Source organism: Pseudomonas sp. MH9.2, from assembly GCF_034353875.1.
Classification (GTDB): Bacteria; Pseudomonadota; Gammaproteobacteria; order Pseudomonadales; family Pseudomonadaceae; genus Aquipseudomonas.
In genome coordinates this window covers 4,764,449-4,782,876 of record NZ_CP133784.1, presented here as the reverse complement: position 1 = coordinate 4,782,876, position 18,428 = coordinate 4,764,449, and the positions used below count along the sequence as shown (strand labels likewise).

Sequence of the window (18,428 nt, the reverse complement as noted above, 5' to 3'; positions counted from 1 at the left end):
GACGCCCTCGCTCTGCGTTACATCGGTGGCGTGAAACCATCCTTGCCCACGGCAATACCGCGCGCGGATTTACCGTCATCGGCCGGGAACAGAACGATCTTGGCACCGGCTTTCAGTGCGCTGCGCTCGCCAGGTTGAACGTAGGCGATCGGCACGTCTTCTGGCACGACCAGCTGTTTTTCGCCGCCCTTATAGAGCACGGTCAAGGTGCGACCATTGGTTTTTGCCAGCGTACCAACCGTGCCGTTGGTCATGGTGCCGGTACTGCCGTCGGCATTTTCCCAACCGTAGTGGCCTTCACCGCTGCCTTTGAGGCTAGCTTCGAACACGGTAACTTCCAATGCTTTCAACGTGCCATCAGCCTGCGGTGTGGCCGCCGAACCGATAAAGCTGTCAGTTTTGATCGAATCCAGGCTGGTTTTTGAAATCAAGCGAATCGTCGTCTTGTCGGTCAAGCCGATGCTCTGATGTTGACCGGCACGGTTGGTGAAATTCAACGTATCAGCCTGGAGGCTATCAACAGTGCCGCGCATGGGCTTGACCACTGGCATGTCGGCGGCCTGGGTCATGACTGCGGCGCTGAGCAGAAGCAAGCCGAACGTTGTGGACAGTGCATTCTTCATGTCGATACCTGGTTGAGTGAGTTAGTAGCCATCATCACCCTGGAACCCGCACGGCAGCATGACCGCCGAATGACATTTTTGTCATTCGGCGCAGGTAGATCGCGCATGACAAAAATGTCACCGACACCCTCATGGCACTTGGTTAAACTCCAAACCTGCCCAACGCTCCTCGTTGGAAACGCTCCAGCCTGTGTGAAGAACATGGAGACCCAACGGTGCACATCCTGCTCATCGAAGACGACACCAAGACCGGCGAGTACCTGAAAAAGGGCCTTGGCGAGTCGGGTTATAAAGTCGACTGGACCCAACACGGCACCGATGGCCTGCACATGGCCCTCGAACAGCGCTATGACTTGATCGTGCTCGATGTGATGCTGCCAGGCATCGATGGCTGGCAGATTATCGAAGTGCTGCGCGCCAAACAGGATGTGCCCGTGCTGTTCCTCACTGCGCGCGATCAATTGCAGGATCGCATTCGTGGCCTGGAGCTGGGCGCCGACGACTATCTGGTAAAACCGTTTTCCTTCACTGAGTTGCTGCTGCGCATCCGCACCGTGCTGCGTCGGGGCGTGGTCCGCGAACCGGATCATTTCCATATCGCCGACTTGGAGCTAGACCTGCTGCGACGCAGGGTGACCCGCCAACAACAGGTGATTGTCCTGACCAACAAGGAATTCGCGCTGTTGCATCTGCTGCTGCGCCGCGAAGGCGATGTGCTGTCCAGGGCACAGATCGCCTCGGAGGTCTGGGACATGAACTTCGACAGCGACACCAATGTGGTCGATGTCGCGATCAAACGTCTGCGCAGCAAGATCGACCTGCCCTACCCGGTAAAACTCATCCATACCGTGCGCGGCATCGGTTACGTCTGCGAGGTGCGACCATGCGGTCCCGACGCCCGCCATCCCTGACCCTGCGCACCACGCTGGCATTCGCGCTGGTGGCAATGCTCACCGTGGCTGGAGCCGGCCTGTATCTTTACGTATCGATAGGACGGACCGTGATGCAGCGCAGCGACCATGCCGTGCTGGCCCGGCTCGATCATTTTCGCAAACTGCTGCGCTACGACCTGACCCTGGACAAACTTGAGAGCAGTCCGCAACTGTTCGAAAACATGCTCGACAGCGAAGAAGACATTTTCATCATCGGTGAACCGGGCAAGCCCCCGGTGATCTCGGTCAATCCGTCGCACGCGCCGCTGCCACAGGTACCGGTGGTCGGCCAGGATCAAGCCCTCAACGACACCGACCTGCGCAGTGGGATGAGCCTGGAAGGCGTGCCCTTGCGCGCCGCATCCGTGCAGGCGCTGTCGGGCAACACCGAGGTGCACCTGCTGGCCGCGCATGTAATGGTCAAGGAAATGGCCATGCTCGCCAGTTTCAGACAGCGCATCTACGTGGCCATGACCCTGGCTTTCGTCATCGCCGCGCTGCTCGGTTATCTGTTATTGCGCCGTGGTTTACGCCCGTTGCGGCGAATGGCGGCACACGCGGCAGACATCACCCCGGCGACGCTCGACAGCCACAGAGGTAGCCGCCTGGACAGCCACGACACACCCGTGGAGCTGCATCAACTCAGCGACGCTTTCAACGCCATGCTTGATCGCCTGGCCGACGGTTATCAGCGGCTGATGCAGTTTTCCGCAGACCTGGCCCATGAGATTCGCACACCTGTCGGCTCACTGATGGGGCATTGTCAGGTTGCGTTGCGCCAGACCCGCAGCGTGGATGAATACCAAGCGTTGCTGGCCTCGAATCTTGAGGAGTTGGAGCGGATTTCCCGACTGGTCGAGAGCATCCTGTTCCTCGCCCGGGCTGATGACGCACAAGCCGTGCTCGAACGTCAGCCACTGAATCTGGAAGACGAACTGCAGCGCGTCGCCGGTTATTTCGAAGGGTTGGCAGAAGAGCGTCAATTGCGCATCCAGACTTCTGGCGGCGGGACCTTGAACGCCGACCCGATCCTTCTGCGGCGGGCGTTGAGCAATCTGGTGGCCAATGCCATTCGCTACGCCGATGCGGACAGCGAGATTCTGGTGCGCGTCGACAGGCGCGATAGCGAATGGCTGATCCAGGTGGAGAATCAGGGTCCGGTGCTGGCGCCTGCGGCCTTGACCCGGTTGTTCGACCGTTTCTACCGCGGCGACGCTTCACGCCATCAACGCTCCGACTCCAATGGTCTGGGGTTGGCCATTGTCGCCGCGATCATGCATCTGCATGGCGGACGCGTCACCGTCGCGCAACCGGTTGCCGCACCGATTCGGTTTACCCTGGTCTTTCCGGCTTGACCCCACTCAAGCCTTCTTGTCATGGGTAATTGTCAGCTTGTAGAACGTCGCCGCCCCGCCTTCAGTGGTGTAGCCCGTATTGTCCTGAACGTAGACGCCTGCCTTGAAGTACAAAAGCCGGGTGCTCCAGGATGAATCCAGAGCTGCGGTCCAGACATGGTCGAATGCGTTGACGGTCAGGTTGCCGTTGGGCGTCAGGTGAATGGTGTAGGTGAAGCGCTGATTCATCGGCACCTGTTCGGCAATGATGATGACCTCAGGCTCCACGCCGGGTGCGCGTCGAAACTTGACAACGATGTTGCCGGTCTTGAGCTTTTCCTTGTACTGGTATTCGAGCTTGAGCAACGGCTCCGCGCTTTGGTAACAATGAATCTGACCAATCACGATTTTGCCCGTCGAGGGTACCTGACTGACCAACAGCGCGGCACGCAGGACGTTGTCTGCCTGGGGAAATTTCCAGTTGCTGACGCTGCCATCGGCCTTGGTCTCGCGCAGTTCGGTGCGGGGATATATCGCATTTTCAGTTCTGGAGCCGGTTACCGGCACCCAAAAGAACAAGGTGTCCCCCGAGCGGAAGTAACCATCCTGATAACCACCCACCAGTGTTGGCGTATCAATGGTGACGGCGGGAGGACCGACAGGGACGGAGAGGTTCCAGGTAGCGAGATCGATCATTCAAGACTCGAAGGGGTGCGGCTTGCGCACCAGCAAGGACGGATCGTTAAAGGTGGTGTGCAACCACCCAGCGGTGTTGTCCTTGCTATCGGCTGAATCGATGATTGTTGAAATTCAATCGCCGACCTAATGACGTCAAAAAACAGGCGATCCGCTGTAAGGCCACTATTACGGCATCATTTGATGACGACATCAGGATGAATAAAAGGTTCACCACAGACTGCATTAACAAAGGCGCCAGGTCCGAAACCTTGCGTCATTTTTTTGAATAAAAGCGCGATAAAGGCGCCCAATACCGTTTTTTATTACCGACAAACGGTAGTCATCTATTCAAACTCCACTGCTTTTTTTGCCAGTGAAAAGCTCTGTATCGGGCATCTTGCGTGTGGAAGGGAATGGTCACAGAGTCATGGAGATGGGCACTCACGGACTTCAGCCATGTGTGATTGCCTGGACAAGCAAGATGACGGTTGACGGCGCTGCAACAGTGTTACAAACTATTTATAGTTAGCAAGCTAATAATGTGATTTCAAACTATTATCACTGGCAACGCCATGACTCTCGATATTCTCCAAATGAGCATCAGCCGCGGCATCGTGGCAGCGTCCCGTCACTGGCGGCGCATCTGTCACACGACGCTCGTCGACTACGGCATCTCCGAAGCGTGCGCGATGCCTTTGTTGATGATTCTGCGCTTGGGCGACGGCGTGCGCCAAGTGACAGTGGCCCAGGCCGCCGGGATGGAAAGTCCATCGCTAGTGCGTTTGCTTGATCAATTATGTGCAGCTGACGTGGTCTGTCGCACCGAAGATCCCACAGACCGCCGCGCCAAATCCTTGAGCCTGACCGAGAATGGCCGCGCGCTGGCGTTGTCGATTGAAAATGAGTTGATTCGTCTGCGCAGGGACGTGCTCAAAAATGTCGACGTCGCGGATCTCGAAGCCACCCTGCGGGTGCTGAAGGCATTTGAAGATGCCGGCCATCACAGCACGGTATGGGCATCTTGAGCGGTTTTTTTACCGGGGTACCGCCGGCACGTGACTGGTTCTATGGCGTGCGTACCTTCGCCGCCTCAATGATCGCGTTGTATATCGCATTGATCATGGAAATGCCTCGGCCTTATTGGGCCATGGCCACGGTCTATATCGTTTCCAGTCCCTTTGTTGGCCCGACCAGTTCCAAGGCGCTCTACAGGGCGCTGGGGACCTTTGTCGGCGCGGCGGCGGCCGTTTTTTTCGTGCCATTGTTCGTGCAGACCCCGTTCTTGCTGGCCATCGTGATCGCTCTCTGGACCGGGACCTTGCTGTTCCTCTCGCTGCACCTGCGCACGGCCAACAGTTACGCGCTGATGCTCGCGGGCTACACCCTGCCGCTGATTGCCTTTCCGGTTGTGGATAACCCGCTGACAGTGTTCGACATTGCGGTGTCACGCACTGAGGAGATTGTCCTCGGGATCGTCTGTGCCGCCGTGGTGGGCGGCATGTTCTGGCCGCGCCGGCTGGCGCCCGTGATGCTGGGGGCGGCTGACAACTGGTTTGCCGACGCCAGCGCTTACAGTGAGCTATTTTTGGCGCGCACCCTGGCCCCGGAAGACATCGGCCGCCTTCGCACCTCGATGGTTGCTACTTTCAATACGCTGGAACTGATGATCGGTCAGTTACCTCACGAAGGTGCGCGCCCTCAGACAATGCGCAACAGTAAAGAATTGCGTGGACGGATGATTCACCTGTTGCCGGTTGTCGATGCATTGAACGACGCCCTTTTGGCACTGGAAAAACGCACACCCGAACAGGCCGAACGCCTCGCGCCGCTGCTGGCAGAGACCTGCGCCTGGTTGCATAGCACCCGTGAGGGCGCGCCGGTCGAACATTGGCAAGCGCTACGCGATCATCTGGAGCGCTTGCAACCCAGCTCGACGCAGCTGGATGATCGGCATCAGTTGCTACTGTCCAACGCCCTCTACCGACTCGGCGAATGGATCGATCTGTGGCAGGACTGTCGCAGCCTGCAACATGCGTTGCGCACTGACGACCAGTCCTCGTGGCGCGCGGTCTATCGGCACTGGCGGCTGGGCCGGCTGACGCCGTTTTTTGATCGCGGCTTGATGCTGTATTCGGTGTTTTCCAGCGTCACCGCAATCATCGTCGCGTCAGTGTTGTGGATTCTGTTGGGCTGGACCGATGGCGGCAGCGCGGTGATTCTGGCTGCGGTGGCGTGCAGCTTCTTCGCCGCCATGGACGACCCCGCACCGCAGATCTATCGCTTCTTTTTCTGGACCGCAATGTCGGTGCTGTTCGCCAGTCTCTATCTGTTCCTGGTGCTGCCCAACCTGCATGACTTCCCGATGCTGGTGCTGGCCTTCGCCATCCCCTTCATCGTCATCGGCACCTTGACCGTGCAGCCCCGCTTCTACTTGGGGACCTTGCTGACCATCGTCAATACGTCCTCATTCATCAGCATTCAGGGCGCCTACGACGCCGACTTCCTGGCCTTCGTCAACACCAACCTGGCGGGGCCAGTGGGGCTGTTATTCGCGTTTGTCTGGACCCTGGTGGTACGCCCCTTCGGCGTTGAATTAGCCGCCAAGCGCCTGACCCGCTTCAGTTGGCACGATATTGTCACCCTGAGCCAGCCGGCGACACTGGCCGAGCATCGGCGCATGGGCGTGCAGATGCTCGACCGCCTGATGCAGCATTTACCGCGCCTGACCATCACCGCTCAGGACACCGGGGTTGCCCTGCGCGAACTGCAGGTCGCCCTCAACTTGCTGGATTTGCAGGCGTATATCCATCGGGTACACGCAGTCCCCCAAGCGCTGCTACAGCAGGTGATCGATGAGGTCGGCGTTTATTTTCAGGCCTGCCTCAACGCCCGCCAACGCTTGCCCGCGCCCAAAGGTCTGTTGATGACCATGGACCGCGCACGGCGCTCATTGACCGCGCAATGGATGGACGACGATCCAACCCGCACTCACCTGCTGCATGCGTTGAGTGGCCTGCGCCTGGCGCTGCTGCCTGGCGTCGAAATAATGGCCACCGGTGAGGCCAAAGAACAACCGCCCTATGGCATCGACGGAGCGCCTTTATGATCGGTGATCTGGATATCAGCGGGGTGATCGTGCCCACGCTGATGGTACTGATGGGCATCACGTATTTGCTTTATCTAGTGGTGCACGCACTGCTGACACGCGCCCACTTCTATCGCCTGGTCTGGCACCGGGCATTGTTCAACGTAGGTCTATACGCTGTGTTGCTCGGCGCTGTGGATACTCTCAGTCGATACCTGATGAAATGAAAAAACCCTTACTGACATTGGGCCGAGTGGTCCTGACCCTGCTTATCGTGACCTTCGCCACTGTCGTGGTCTGGCGCATGGTGATGTATTACATGTTTGCGCCCTGGACCCGCGACGGTCGTATTCGCGCCGACGTGGTGCAGATTGCCCCAGACGTTTCCGGCCTGATTCAGAAGGTCGAGGTGACCGACAACCAGGTGGTGACCAAGGGCCAAGTCCTGTTCACCATCGACCAGGACCGCTTTCGTCTGGCCCTGCGTCAGGCCAAGGCGACGGCGGCCGAACGCCAGGAAACCTATGAACAGGCCCGCCGTGAAAACAAACGCAACCGGGGCCTGGGCAATCTGGTCGCCCAGGAACAACTCGAAGAAAGTCAGTCTCGCGAAGCGCGTGCATTGTCGGCCTTGAGCGAGTCACAGGTTGCGGTCGATGCCGCACAACTGAACCTGGACCGCTCGGTGATCCGCAGCCCGGTGGACGGTTACCTCAACGACCGCGCACCGCGTTCGCAGGAGTTTGTCACCGCTGGCCGCGCCGTTCTGTCGGTGGTCGACGGCACCTCGTTCCATATCGACGGCTACTTTGAAGAAACCAAGCTGTCTGGTATCCACATCGGCCAGGCTGTGGATATCCGCGTGATCGGTGATAGCGCACGCTTGCGCGGTCATGTGCAGAGCATCGTCGCCGCTATCGAAGACCGTGATCGCAGCAGCGGCACCAACCTGCTACCCAACGTCAACCCGGCGTTCAGCTGGGTGCGGCTGGCACAACGGATTCCCGTGCGAATCGCCTTCGACAGCGTGCCGGATGACTTTCGCATGATCGCCGGGCGTACCGCGACGGTGTCGATCATCGAGGACGCTCACCCTCGGGAGACCGCGCAATGAAACAAGGCGCACGTCTGGCGACCGTAGCCCTGGGTTTGCTGTTGTCCGCCTGCCAGATGGTGGGGCCGGACTATCATCTGCCCAAGGATGCCGCACTGAACCGCCCGGATTTGCAGGGCAAAATCGCGGGTCAGGGTGCCAATGCGATGTCAGCGCCGGTACCGGCAGATTGGTGGCGACTGTATCAGGACCCTCGGCTCGATGAGCTGGTACGTCAGGCCATGGCCTCCAACACCGACCTGCGGGTAGCGGCCGCCAATCTGGCCCGGGCCCGAATGCAAGTGGAGGAAGCCCAGTCTTTGGGGGGATTCCACAGCGGGGTAAAAATGGGCGCACAACGCTTGCAGGAATCGGGTGAAGCCTTTCTGTTAGCCGATAAAGTGCCCGTGGCCAATGTCGGCGACATCGGCATCAGCACCTCTTACCAGTTCGATCTGTTCGGCACCCTGCAGCGCGGCATCGAAGGCGCACAAGCCAGTGCCGATGCGACCCAAGCCGCAGCGGACACCGCGCGCATCACCCTGGTGGCCGACGTAGTACGCGCCTACACCCAGGTCTGCGCCGCCAATGAAGAGCAGAACATCGCCCTGCATTCGCTGGACCTGCAACAGCAAAGCCTGACCATGACCCAGCGCCTGCGCGACGCGGGGCGCGGGGATGAAACCCAAGTCACCCGCTCACAAACCCAATTCAAATCCCTGCGCGCCGAATTGCCCCGCTACAACGCCGCCCGTCAAGCCGGGCTGTTCCGCTTGTCGATGCTGCTGGCCAAACCGCTGGCACAACTACCTGCTGGCGTGACGACATGCGCTGAACTGCCCCACATCGCGCAGCTCATGCCCGTCGGCGACGGTGCCGCATTGCTCAAACGCCGGCCTGATATTCGTCAGGCCGAGCGTCGACTGGCAGCCGCCACCGCAGAGATTGGTGTCGCCACCGGCGCGCTGTACCCGGACATCAGCATCGGCGCGAGCATTGGCACCGTTGGTATTCTGAGTAACCTCGGCCAACCGGCCACTAATCGCTGGGGCTTTGGGCCCTTGCTGAGCTGGACGGTGCCATCGAACGGCTCCCGTGCGCGGATCCATGAAGCCGAAGCCTCGACCCAAGCCGCACTGGCGCATTTCGATGGCGTGGTGCTCAACGCGATCCGCGAAGCCCAGACCGGTCTGGCGCAATACACCGCCTTGCTGGAGCGGCGTGAGGCGCTGGCCGACGCCGAACAGTCGGCCCGGCAAGCGGCCGATCAGACTCACCGTTTCTTCCAGGCTGGCCGCGCCTCGTTCCTTGCCGACCTCCAGGCTACACGCACCTATACTGATGTTCGTGCCCAATTGGCTTCGGCTAACACCCAAGTCGCCATGGGCCAGATCGATCTGTTTTTGGCTTTAGGTGGGGGTTGGGAGAATGGCCGTACGGCGGTGGTGAATAAATGACCGATATCACCGCTTTTCCCGGTCCGGTTTGAACCTGCTCGTCATCCTGCTGCCAGAATAAATATCACCCACTGATTGTAGGAGATTACATGCAAACCCTCGAATTGGCTGGCGCATCCGTCCCCGTCATCGGCCAGGGCACCTGGCACATGGGCGAAGATCCGCATCAACGAAAACATGAAGTGGCCGCGTTGCGTTTGGGCATCGAACACGGCATGACCCTGATCGATACCGCTGAAATGTACGCAGAAGGCGGTGCCGAGGAAGTGGTCGGTGAGGCCATCGCCGGGCAGCGCGACCGCGTGTTTCTGGTGAGCAAGGTTTACCCACACAACGCAAGCCGCACCGGCATAGTAGAGGCGTGTGAACGAAGCTTGCGACGCCTCGGCACAGAACACATCAACCTGTACCTGCTGCACTGGCCCGGCCAACACCCACTGGAAGAAACCGTCGAAGCCTTCGAACGCCTGCGCGAAGCCGGCAAAATCGGTGACTGGGGCGTCTCCAATTTCGACGTCACCGACATGGCGCACTTGGCCAACCCGGCCTGCGCGACCAATCAGGTGCTCTACAACCTCGAACAACGCGGCATCGAATTCGATCTACTGCCTTGGGCGCAGATCCACCTCATGCCGCTGATGGCCTACTGCCCCATCGCTCAGGCCGGGCACCTGCTGAAAAACCCGGTGCTGCAAGACATCGCTGCCCGGCATGACGCCACCCCCGCGCAGATCTGCCTGGCCTGGGTGCTGCGCAATAAAGGCGTCATCGCGATTCCCAAAGCCGTCAAGCCCGAGCACATACGCCTCAACGCTGCTGCCGCACAATTGACCCTGACCGCAGAAGACCTGCACGCCATCGACAGCGCCTGGCCTGCGCCCACTCGCAAGCGGGTGCTGGCGATGGTGTGAGCCACTGCTTAAGCGGTCACGGACACACCCGACTATCCGCCGAACAGCCTCATCAGCGTGCGGCGGATTACCACGGGAGGAAGCACTACGCCATTGGGTCACGATCAGCTTCTTGGTAGACCCCCGCGATATCAGTATTGTCTGGCCGCGAAGGGATCATCGCCAGTTGCACTTTGACGTTATTCTCTTTATGAGCCCTCCAGCGCTTGAGGCTCGCCTCAAACGCTGGCGACTGCGCAGCATTGCCATAAACATCGGCCGGTTTTAGTTTGGTGGCGTTCAATTTCCCCAAGCGGCCAATGGTCGTATTGAGGCGACTTCTTTCTGCTGCAAGGCGGGTTGTTGTATGACTTGAGCCCTCATCGAAACTACGTGCATTACTGCTCACGGGCGTATTTGCATATCGCAGTGTCCTCAATGGATTCACAACCGAGGTCCCAGAGAATGGAAGACTTTTCGCCATCACTGAACGTCACCGGCATGAAATGCTGCTGTTTCCCATGATGCCGATAAGGCTCGCCACCCATACGTCCAAGCCCAAAACCGAACAGCAGCCAGCCGTAGGGAAACTTCCTCGGACGGCAATCAGAATGATTTCGTCATGATGGCTAACAAACGCCTGGGTTTCGGTACCCCCGATCAATTCCGGGTCGGTGTAGAAGTGCAGCCTGGCCGGATGCTCCTAATTAAAAGGGGGGGTCTCGAACTTAAAAGCACTTTCTATGCACAATTTAAGGACCCACTCCATCATAGTCTTTACGGGTAATCCACATTGCTTGAAAGGTGCTGAGCGAAGCGAGTATAGAACCACCAATCCAAACGCTGTATTTACGTTCAGGTGGTGCAACAACCTTAATTTTCATGGTGGCAGGTGCTAGCGCGACGATTTCCTTTTGCAGCCTTTCAGCCATGCCCGAAAACATTGTAGAGCCGCCAGTTAAAATGATATTGCTATAAAGATCTTTTCGAATATCAACATCGCACTTCATGATGCTGTTATAAACCACCTCATGAATTCCTGCGAATTTGAATCCAGTCAGTGAAGGTTTAAACAACACCTCCGGGCACCGGAAACGTTCGTCACCCACAGTGATTTCTTGGCCATCTGCCAGTTCATACGATTCCTGAAGACTGCTGGAGGTCGCTGCGCCTTCCATTTCAGCCTCAAAATCCATTGCGACGTAACACAGCTTTTCTTTGATCTCCTGAACAATTGAAGACTCTGCCGTTGTGGCAAAAGAGTAGCTGCGTTCTGATAGTATTTTAACCAGGTAGGCCGTCAGGTTTCGCCCTCCAATGTCCGTCCGCAAGACTGCGTGAGGTAAAGCATAGCCTTCGTAAATCGGAACAGCATGAGTAACGCTATCGCCCACCTCCAAAACTATCCCCGTTGTACGTCCTGAGGCATACAGAGCCAAAACCGCTTGAATCGAGACATAACAAGCGCGGCAATTAAATACCTCAAATAATATTCTAACCATTTTCTCCCGGCTACTACGTGGGTTAAGCGGCGGCTCCGTCAAGAGTATGTCATGCTCGGCAGGTTTCACTTTTAATACGTTGTCAAATACATGGTGTAGAATGAGCTCGAAATCGTCCCAGTCAGTGATGAAGCCATACTTTACCGGCCAGCTAAGTTTCAATGTATCTTTTTTAGCTAGCGCTTCCTCACCCACGTACACTGCCTTTTGGTTTGCATCAGCCGATTCTGGCCTGCCTACTACGGTGGGAAATACCGCTGGACTGGCGTCACCGGCGAAACCTACCTTCATCGTGCTACTGCCAATATCAATAACTATCGCGCAGACTTCTTCACTCATGATGTATTGCTCCTATTATTGAATAACAGCGGGCAGTCGCAATGATATTTGCATTAGCCCCAGTGATTGAGCGCATGGTCGTCATCATGCTGCCCGTTGCTCACGTACAGTTTCTCCAATAAGGTTTTTTCCGTCTACTGTCATATATGACAGTGATCTATTCTCTTTTCGAATACTTTCTTATCTTTTTATAGTCATATTTATGAATGCTTTCGAGCATTCCGAATTCCGTGATCTGATCTACCGCGGCCAGCGACCCGTCCGGTGGAAGCTTGAGTTAGGGAAACTCTGAAAAAGGTTTCCAAATATGGTTCATCTAAAAAAGCCGGTATTTCCGATATTTCAGTGAATTACTTTATTTCTGAGCGCTTGACGCCCGATTTTCCGGCAAAAAGAAGGGCCTACTTCAGACCTTCCCTAGCAGGGTAAACACGCCGCGCTGATCAATCGCTTAAACGAAGATTTTATTCGCCACAAGAAGGAAAAATATGGCCTTCCGTTGGCGGTCTGGAGGGCGTGCGAGGTTCAGGATAGTTATTGCCGCTGCGAATTTTCTTGAAAAGTCGTACCGGGGGCGGAAAGAGATTGGCCGCAGCGTACTGTTCATCCGAACGAAAAACCGCATTGCTCAAGAAACCCCGGCGTCCGCCGACCTCTAGGTACGACCTTCAAGTTCGGGGCAATCCCGGCCTTGAAGAACAGGGATGTCTTTGCCGCACCCGTTCCCACGTGGAATGCCTTCTTCTTGGCCATGAGAGACCCCCCATGTTCTTGCAAAAATCGCTGAGAGCCCAGATTCTGGCGTTGCTCGGTGGCAGCCTGTTGGCGATCCTGCTGATCGCGCTGGCCTGTTTTCATTTCCTCTCCAATAGCGTGCAGAACTACAAAGGCCTGATCGACGGGCCGTTGCACACATCCCAACTGATCGATGAGGCCAACCTCCAATTCAAAATTCAGGTACAGGAATGGAAGAACGTCCTGCTGCGTGGCAAGGAACCGGCAGAGCTGAATAAATACTGGGGACAATTCGAGGAGCGCCAACGTGAGGTGCAAGACATCCTTGGGCGCCTCGCCAACCAGACGCCCCCCGAGTTGAAAACCCGGATCGAGAAACTGCGCGAAGCCCATCAAGTGCTGGGCACCGCGTACCAGAAAGGCCGCGATGCATTTATAGCCTCTAACGGCGACCCTGTTGTAGGTGATACGGCAGTCAAAGGCATGGATCGGCCCGCCAGTGAACAAATGAGTGAGCTGGTCGCCCAATTACGCGAGCAGGGCAGCCAACAATCCGAGCACATCAGCGCAGACGCAAACCAAACAATTCTCCTGGGTATTGCGGTGATGCTGGTGTCCGGGCTGTTGATCGGACTGCTGAGCCTGTGGCTGGTCAATCGCAATCTGATCGATCCAGTTCGACGATTGATCGAATACGTCGCCCAGCTCAGCCAAGGTAAATTCGGTGACCGCGTCAGCACCGAGCGTCAGGATGAGCTAGGCCGTCTGGCCGTGGCCGCCAACACGCTTCGAGACTTTCTGGCAGAGACCTTCAACCGTTTGAAGGTCAGCGCTACGGACCTGGATAGCGCCAGCAGTGAGTTGAATGCGATTGCACAACTGATCGCTCAGGGCACCAACGAGCAGTTCGAGCGCACCGATCAGGTCGCCACGGCCATGAACGAAATGTCCGCCACCGCGCAAGAAGTGGCTCGACACGCAGAGCAGGCCGCCACTGCGGCAGACGCCGCCGACCACAGCGCCCAGCAAGGCGAACAGGTCATGCAGACAACCATTGCCGCGATTACTCACATGCGTGGCGAGATATCCAATACAGCCTCGGTCATCCGTCAGTTGGAAACCGACAGCGGAAGAATTGGTAAAGTACTCGAAGTCATTCGCGGTATCGCCGAGCAGACCAACCTGTTAGCCCTGAACGCGGCCATTGAAGCGGCGCGCGCCGGCGATGCAGGACGCGGGTTTGCCGTTGTCGCCGATGAAGTCCGCAGCCTGGCACAGCGCACCGCGGCCTCAACTGCCGAAATCAATCAAATCATCCACACCGTACAGACTGGCGCCCTCGACGCAGTGAAAGCGATTGAGGGTGGCCAGTCTCGCAGCGAAGAAAGCGTCGAGCAGGTCACCGAAGCAGGCCATATGCTGCATCGCATCACCGAAGCGGTCGAGGCGATCCGCGACATGAACCGACAGATCGCCACGGCGGCCGAAGAGCAAACCTCGGTCGCCGAAGATATCTCGCGCAATCTGGTAGAGATTACCCAAATCGCCAGCGCCAATCAGGACAATGTAAAACGCACCGAAACGGCCAGCCGTAACCTGCACAGCGTGTCGGGTCAGTTGAATGAGGTGACAGCACGGCTGAGTGCCTGAGACACCGATTGAACTGTAACAAAACTGTCAAAACAGATTGCCATGATGCGGTTTTAGCAATCCTGCGTCCCTGACAGGCGTATTCAGGTCAGCGAGCATCCATGAACAACAGCATCGTGCACGATCATCAGGATTCAGACTTGTTCGGCTTGATCTATGGGTTTCGTTTCCTCCCCGGTGAGCGGGGCCGGGAAATCGATTCGGCCGCCGCCCTGGAGTGCCTGCACACTCCGGGCGACCCCGAAGAATTCATCTGGCTGCACCTGAACCTGGCCCATGCAGGCTGCCAACGCTGGATGAAATCGCATCTGGAGCTACCGGAAGAGTTTTTCGAAGCCCTGCATGAAGGGTCGCGCTCGACACGCATCGAACACATCGACTCGTCGCTACTGGCAGTGGTCAACGATGTGGTGTTCAACTTCGGCATGGTGTCTTCAGACATCTCTACCTTGTGGGTCTGCACCCGCAGCCACATGATGATCAGCGTCCGCTTGCAGCCTCTGCATTCGGTAGACAGGCTGCGTCACTCGGTAAAACGCGGGGAGTTTTTCCGCTCGCCGCTGGAGCTTCTCGTGCATTTGCTGCGCGATCAAGGCGAAGTCCTCGAACAGATTGTGAGGAAAACCACGGTCAGCGTCGATCAAATCGAAGACCAACTGTTGTCTTCACGCCTGAGCGATAACCGCGCAGACCTGGGTGCCATGCGCCGGGTGCTGGTGCGCCTGCATCGGCTATTGGCCCTGGAACCCCGGTCCCTGTTGCGCCTGCTCAACCGCCCACCGGCCTGGTTCCAGAAAGAAGACGTGCAAGAGCTGCGTAAATCCACCGATGAATCCGCACTGGTGATCAGCGACCTCACCGCACTGGGCGAGAGGATCAAGCTGCTGCAGGAAGAAATCGCCGCCAAGCTCAACGAGCAGAGCAGCCGCACCCTGTTCACCTTGACCGTGGTCACCGTGCTGGCGCTGCCGATCAATATCATCGCCGGCTTCTTCGGGATGAACGTCGGCGGCATTCCACTGGCCACTGACCCCGAAGGCTTTTGGGTACTGGTGGCGTTGGTCGCAACGTTCACCCTGCTCGCGGGTCGCTGGGCCTTTCGCAAACGCGACGACTACTGAAGCGCGCAAGCATTCAGTGCACGGCTCGCGCCAAGAGCCGTTCACTCAGCGGCGTTGATCGGCTCGTTCCGGGGCTGAATCGTCATCAACCTGATCAGGCGGTACTTCGCCGCTCTGGCGGGTGTCGATGCTCACCACCACTGACATCCCCGGTCGCAAGCGTTTGGCCTGGGGTTGATCGGGGTCAACGACGATCCGCACCGGTATCCGCTGGGCAATCTTGACGAAGTTCCCCGTGGCATTGTCCGCGGGTAGCAGGCTGAACTCCGAGCCAGCGGCGGGCGAGATTCGCTGTACCCTGCCCTGCATCTTCTGATGGTCGAGGGCGTCGACGCTGAAGGTTACCGGCTGACCGAGACGTACGTTGGCCATCTGGGTTTCTTTCATATTGGCGATGATCCACAGCCGATCCGGCACCAGCGCCATCAGTTGCGCCCCCGAATTGACGTAAGCGCCCAACCGCACGCCGATCTGCCCCAACTGACCATCACGCGGGGCTGTAACCCGCGTGTTGGACAGGTCGATACGCGCCAGTTCGATGGCGGCCTCGGCATTGGCCACCGACGCTTCCAGCGAGCCACGATTGACGATCACGGTTTGCAGATCCTGGCGGGAAATCTCCAGCGAAGCTTGCGCCTCGGCGACGGCGGCGACAGCTTGGGCATTGTCTGCGCGGCTCAGGTCCAGGTCGCGCCTGGACACTGAGCCATCGGCGACCAAATCCTCGTTACGGCGCAAATCAGCGGCGGTCTTGCGGCCCTGGGCAATAGTGTTGGCCAGCGCGGCCTTTCGCAGGAGGATGGTCGCTTCGGCACTGCGACGCTGCTGCAGGTTGTTGGCCAGCGCCGCTTTCTGCACCGCCAGTTGGGCCAGCGCCTGATCCAGGTGCTGCTTGTAGATCCGATCATCGAGACGCACCAACACATCGCCGGCCTTGACGAACTGGAAGTCCTGCACGGGCACCTCATACACATACCCGCTGAGCTGAGGCCCGATGATCGTCACCTGCCCCCTGACCAACGCGTTTTCCGTACTCTCGATGGCACTGCTGAACGGCGGTAGTTGCCAGGCGTAAAGCACGATCAATATGCCGATGAGCGCAATCGAGCCAAATATCAATGAAGAGAAAATCCGTACCCGCAACGGACGCGGCTGAGTACTCGGCGGTTCCGTGACGGGCGCCGGCGGTGGGCCTGAAGAGGCCGCTGGTGTGGCGTTTGCCGGAGTATTGGGCTCAGTCATGAAAGTTCAGCGCCACTGGAGGGGTCGGAGGACGTCGTTGTCGGGGCAGGAGCAATTTTTTCGGTGGTCATCTTCAGCCAGAGACTGCGCAGGAAAATCCAGATAAGGGTCAGCACCGCGATCAGCGCGATCATCATGAATACATCGTTGTAGGCGAGAACATTTGCCTCTCGGGTCGCCGCCGCTGCAAGGGTGCGAATCCCCTGGTTGGTACGCAGCGACGGGTCGGCAATGGCGGAGGCATAACTGCCACTGGCGATTTGCAGGCTCGATTGCACCTGGGCATTGATCAACGTCAGGTGTTCGACGATGTGACTGGAGTGAAATTTCTCGCGCACAACCTGCAGCGTGCCCAACGCCGCCGACCCGATCAGCCCGCCAAGGCTTTGGGTGATACCGAACAACACCGAAAAGCTCACCAGATTACGCGGGTTGCCAATCACCCCGCTCATCCCCTGTACCAGGGTCGGACCGAGGAAAAAGGTACCCCCGAAGGCCAGCAGAAACTGGCTCAGGTACATGTTCTCGGGCCGGGTCAGATTGGTCGAGCTGCTGTCCATCCAGGCACCCACGGCCATTGTCGCCAGCGAAATGATCACCGGTTTGAACAGGTGCTGCGGATCGATGGTCAGCGCACTGGCCGCCAGCCCCACCACGCTGCCCAGCAACATCACCAGATACAGGCTGTGCATCTGCTGGCTGCTCATGTTCAACACTTGCAAAAAGCCCACCGCGCCGATGGACTGTTCCGACAACACGATACGAATCAACATCACGGCCAAACCCAGACGAAGGATTCGGCCGCTGCCCAGCCAGCGAGTGATCAGCAAGGGGTTGGTGCGGTTATGTTCGATCGCCAAGCCAGCAAAGACCAGGGCGATCGATGCAGCCGAGGCGATACCGATCCATGGCGCCTCAAGCCACCAGTCAATCCGTCCCAACGACAGCACGGCGCACAATAAGGCAAAGCCGCTGGCGAGCAGGCCGAAGGTGAGAAAGTCGAGTGTTTCAAACGCCTTGAACCGGTCGCCCGGGGGCAGTTTCAGCAGGAGCACGCAGCCCAGCGAGAGCAACGCCATGCCCAGTTCAAAGAGATAAAGGCCGCGCCATTCGGCGATTTGCAACAGGTCTTCGGACACCAGTCGCGCCAGAGGAATCGCCAGCTGCGAAGTGCCCAGGCCAAGGACCAGCGCCTTCATTCGCCATTTCTGCGGGAAGGCCTGGATCATGTAGTACAGCCCCAACGAACTGAGTGCCGCGCCGACCATACCGTGGGCCGCACGCACGGCCACCGCCGACCCCAGGTCGTTGACGAACAGGTGCGCGAACGTCACCAGCGCATACAACACCAAAAATACTTCAGTGAATGCACGCAAGCCAAACTGCTGGCGAAACTTCACCAACAGCAGGTTCATCGACACGTTGGTCATGACATACGCGGCGGGCAGCCAGGCAATTTCCGCAGTCGTCGCACCCAGAGCGCCTTGCAGGTACGGTAGATTGGCAACCACCAGTGCATTACCCAGACCGCCGGTCAACGCAACGATCACACCGACGATTGCAAACGCCCAACGTTTGCCCGTCGAGTGCAACGGCGTGGACGGGGAGCCAGGCAGTACCGGGCGCTCGTGGGGCGCCCAATGGCGAGGGGTGTACTCGTTCATCGAGTGGACCTGATGGAGTATCTCCTCAAATGTTCATGAACCGAGCGAGTCCAGATCAGTAAAGCGCGCGGTCAAGGCGTAGT

At 58.1% G+C, this 18,428-nt stretch carries 16 protein-coding genes and 2 pseudogenes; 11 read left to right on the top strand and 7 right to left on the bottom strand.

Annotation, left to right across the window (positions count from 1 at the left end; translation table 11 throughout):
• Window positions 1-17 precede the first annotated feature (17 nt).
• Entirely contained in the window at window positions 18-623 is a 606-nt protein-coding gene (locus RHM55_RS21965) for a hypothetical protein (protein WP_322178305.1), read from the bottom strand.
• 215 nt (window positions 624-838) lie between these two features.
• Here RHM55_RS21965 and RHM55_RS21960 point away from each other — a divergent pair, with 215 nt between their 5' ends.
• Entirely contained in the window at window positions 839-1,534 is a 696-nt protein-coding gene (locus RHM55_RS21960; protein WP_322178304.1) for a heavy metal response regulator transcription factor, read from the top strand.
• Window positions 1,507-2,910 (top strand): heavy metal sensor histidine kinase, encoded by a 1,404-nt coding sequence (locus RHM55_RS21955; protein ID WP_322178303.1) that lies wholly within the window; start codon window positions 1,507-1,509, stop codon window positions 2,908-2,910. The genes RHM55_RS21960 and RHM55_RS21955 overlap by 28 nt, the downstream gene beginning before the upstream one ends.
• A 6-nt stretch (window positions 2,911-2,916) precedes the next feature.
• Here RHM55_RS21955 and RHM55_RS21950 read toward each other — a convergent pair whose 3' ends face one another.
• On the bottom strand, window positions 2,917-3,585 hold the full coding sequence (locus RHM55_RS21950; RefSeq protein ID WP_322178302.1) for a polysaccharide lyase family 7 protein: 669 nt from the start codon (window positions 3,583-3,585) through the stop codon (window positions 2,917-2,919).
• Between the two features lie 554 nt (window positions 3,586-4,139).
• Here RHM55_RS21950 and RHM55_RS21945 point away from each other — a divergent pair.
• The 6 genes from RHM55_RS21945 (at window position 4,140) to RHM55_RS21920 (ending at window position 10,113) form a co-directional block, all read left to right on the top strand.
• The gene (locus tag RHM55_RS21945; protein WP_322178301.1) at window positions 4,140-4,592 is read left to right on the top strand and encodes a MarR family winged helix-turn-helix transcriptional regulator; all 453 of its coding nucleotides are present in this window, start codon (window positions 4,140-4,142) and stop codon (window positions 4,590-4,592) included.
• Complete coding sequence (locus RHM55_RS21940) at window positions 4,589-6,673, top strand: FUSC family protein (RefSeq protein ID WP_322178300.1); 2,085 nt, start codon at window positions 4,589-4,591, stop codon at window positions 6,671-6,673. The genes RHM55_RS21945 and RHM55_RS21940 overlap by 4 nt, the downstream gene beginning before the upstream one ends.
• Window positions 6,670-6,879: a DUF1656 domain-containing protein gene (locus RHM55_RS21935; RefSeq protein WP_219061446.1), complete on the top strand. Its 210-nt coding sequence runs from the start codon at window positions 6,670-6,672 to the stop codon at window positions 6,877-6,879. The genes RHM55_RS21940 and RHM55_RS21935 overlap by 4 nt, the downstream gene beginning before the upstream one ends.
• Window positions 6,876-7,766: an efflux RND transporter periplasmic adaptor subunit gene (locus RHM55_RS21930; RefSeq protein WP_322178299.1), complete on the top strand. Its 891-nt coding sequence runs from the start codon at window positions 6,876-6,878 to the stop codon at window positions 7,764-7,766. Before RHM55_RS21935 ends, RHM55_RS21930 begins: the two co-directional genes overlap by 4 nt.
• Window positions 7,763-9,202 (top strand): efflux transporter outer membrane subunit, encoded by a 1,440-nt coding sequence (locus tag RHM55_RS21925; protein ID WP_322178298.1) that lies wholly within the window; start codon window positions 7,763-7,765, stop codon window positions 9,200-9,202. Before RHM55_RS21930 ends, RHM55_RS21925 begins: the two co-directional genes overlap by 4 nt.
• Window positions 9,203-9,291: 89 nt before the next feature.
• Window positions 9,292-10,113, top strand: coding sequence for an aldo/keto reductase (locus RHM55_RS21920; protein WP_322178297.1), 822 nt, complete (start codon window positions 9,292-9,294; stop codon window positions 10,111-10,113).
• Between the two features lie 85 nt (window positions 10,114-10,198).
• Here the strand turns inward: RHM55_RS21920 and RHM55_RS21915 are convergent, their stop codons facing one another.
• From RHM55_RS21915 to RHM55_RS21910, 3 genes and pseudogenes are all read right to left on the bottom strand, one after another.
• A complete protein-coding gene (locus RHM55_RS21915) occupies window positions 10,199-10,501 on the bottom strand; it encodes a hypothetical protein (RefSeq protein ID WP_322178296.1) in 303 nt (100 codons plus the stop codon).
• 22 nt (window positions 10,502-10,523) lie between these two features.
• Window positions 10,524-10,795: pseudogene (locus tag RHM55_RS26035) on the bottom strand (hypothetical protein); the annotation flags it as partial.
• Window positions 10,796-10,844: 49 nt separating this feature from the next.
• Window positions 10,845-11,933, bottom strand: coding sequence for an actin, cytoplasmic 2 (locus RHM55_RS21910; protein WP_322178295.1), 1,089 nt, complete (start codon window positions 11,931-11,933; stop codon window positions 10,845-10,847).
• Between the two features lie 765 nt (window positions 11,934-12,698).
• On the opposite strand from RHM55_RS21910, the pseudogene RHM55_RS26030 reads away from it, so the two are divergent.
• The 3 genes and pseudogenes from RHM55_RS26030 to RHM55_RS21900 form a co-directional block, all read left to right on the top strand.
• Window positions 12,699-13,385 (top strand): annotated as a pseudogene (locus RHM55_RS26030) (methyl-accepting chemotaxis protein); the annotation flags it as partial.
• Window positions 13,386-13,604: 219 nt separating this feature from the next.
• Window positions 13,605-14,318 (top strand): methyl-accepting chemotaxis protein, encoded by a 714-nt coding sequence (locus tag RHM55_RS26025; RefSeq protein ID WP_416152029.1) that lies wholly within the window; start codon window positions 13,605-13,607, stop codon window positions 14,316-14,318.
• 101 nt (window positions 14,319-14,419) lie between these two features.
• Window positions 14,420-15,439, top strand: a complete 1,020-nt coding sequence (locus RHM55_RS21900) for a transporter (protein WP_322178293.1) — start codon at window positions 14,420-14,422, stop codon at window positions 15,437-15,439.
• Window positions 15,440-15,484: 45 nt separating this feature from the next.
• On the opposite strand, the gene RHM55_RS21895 is transcribed toward RHM55_RS21900, so the two are convergent.
• Both RHM55_RS21895 and RHM55_RS21890 read right to left on the bottom strand, forming a co-directional pair.
• Entirely contained in the window at window positions 15,485-16,681 is a 1,197-nt protein-coding gene (locus RHM55_RS21895) for an HlyD family secretion protein (RefSeq protein ID WP_322178292.1), read from the bottom strand.
• Window positions 16,678-18,345, bottom strand: a complete 1,668-nt coding sequence (locus tag RHM55_RS21890) for an MFS transporter (RefSeq protein ID WP_322178291.1) — start codon at window positions 18,343-18,345, stop codon at window positions 16,678-16,680. The genes RHM55_RS21895 and RHM55_RS21890 overlap by 4 nt, the downstream gene beginning before the upstream one ends.
• Window positions 18,346-18,428: the final 83 nt, after the last annotated feature.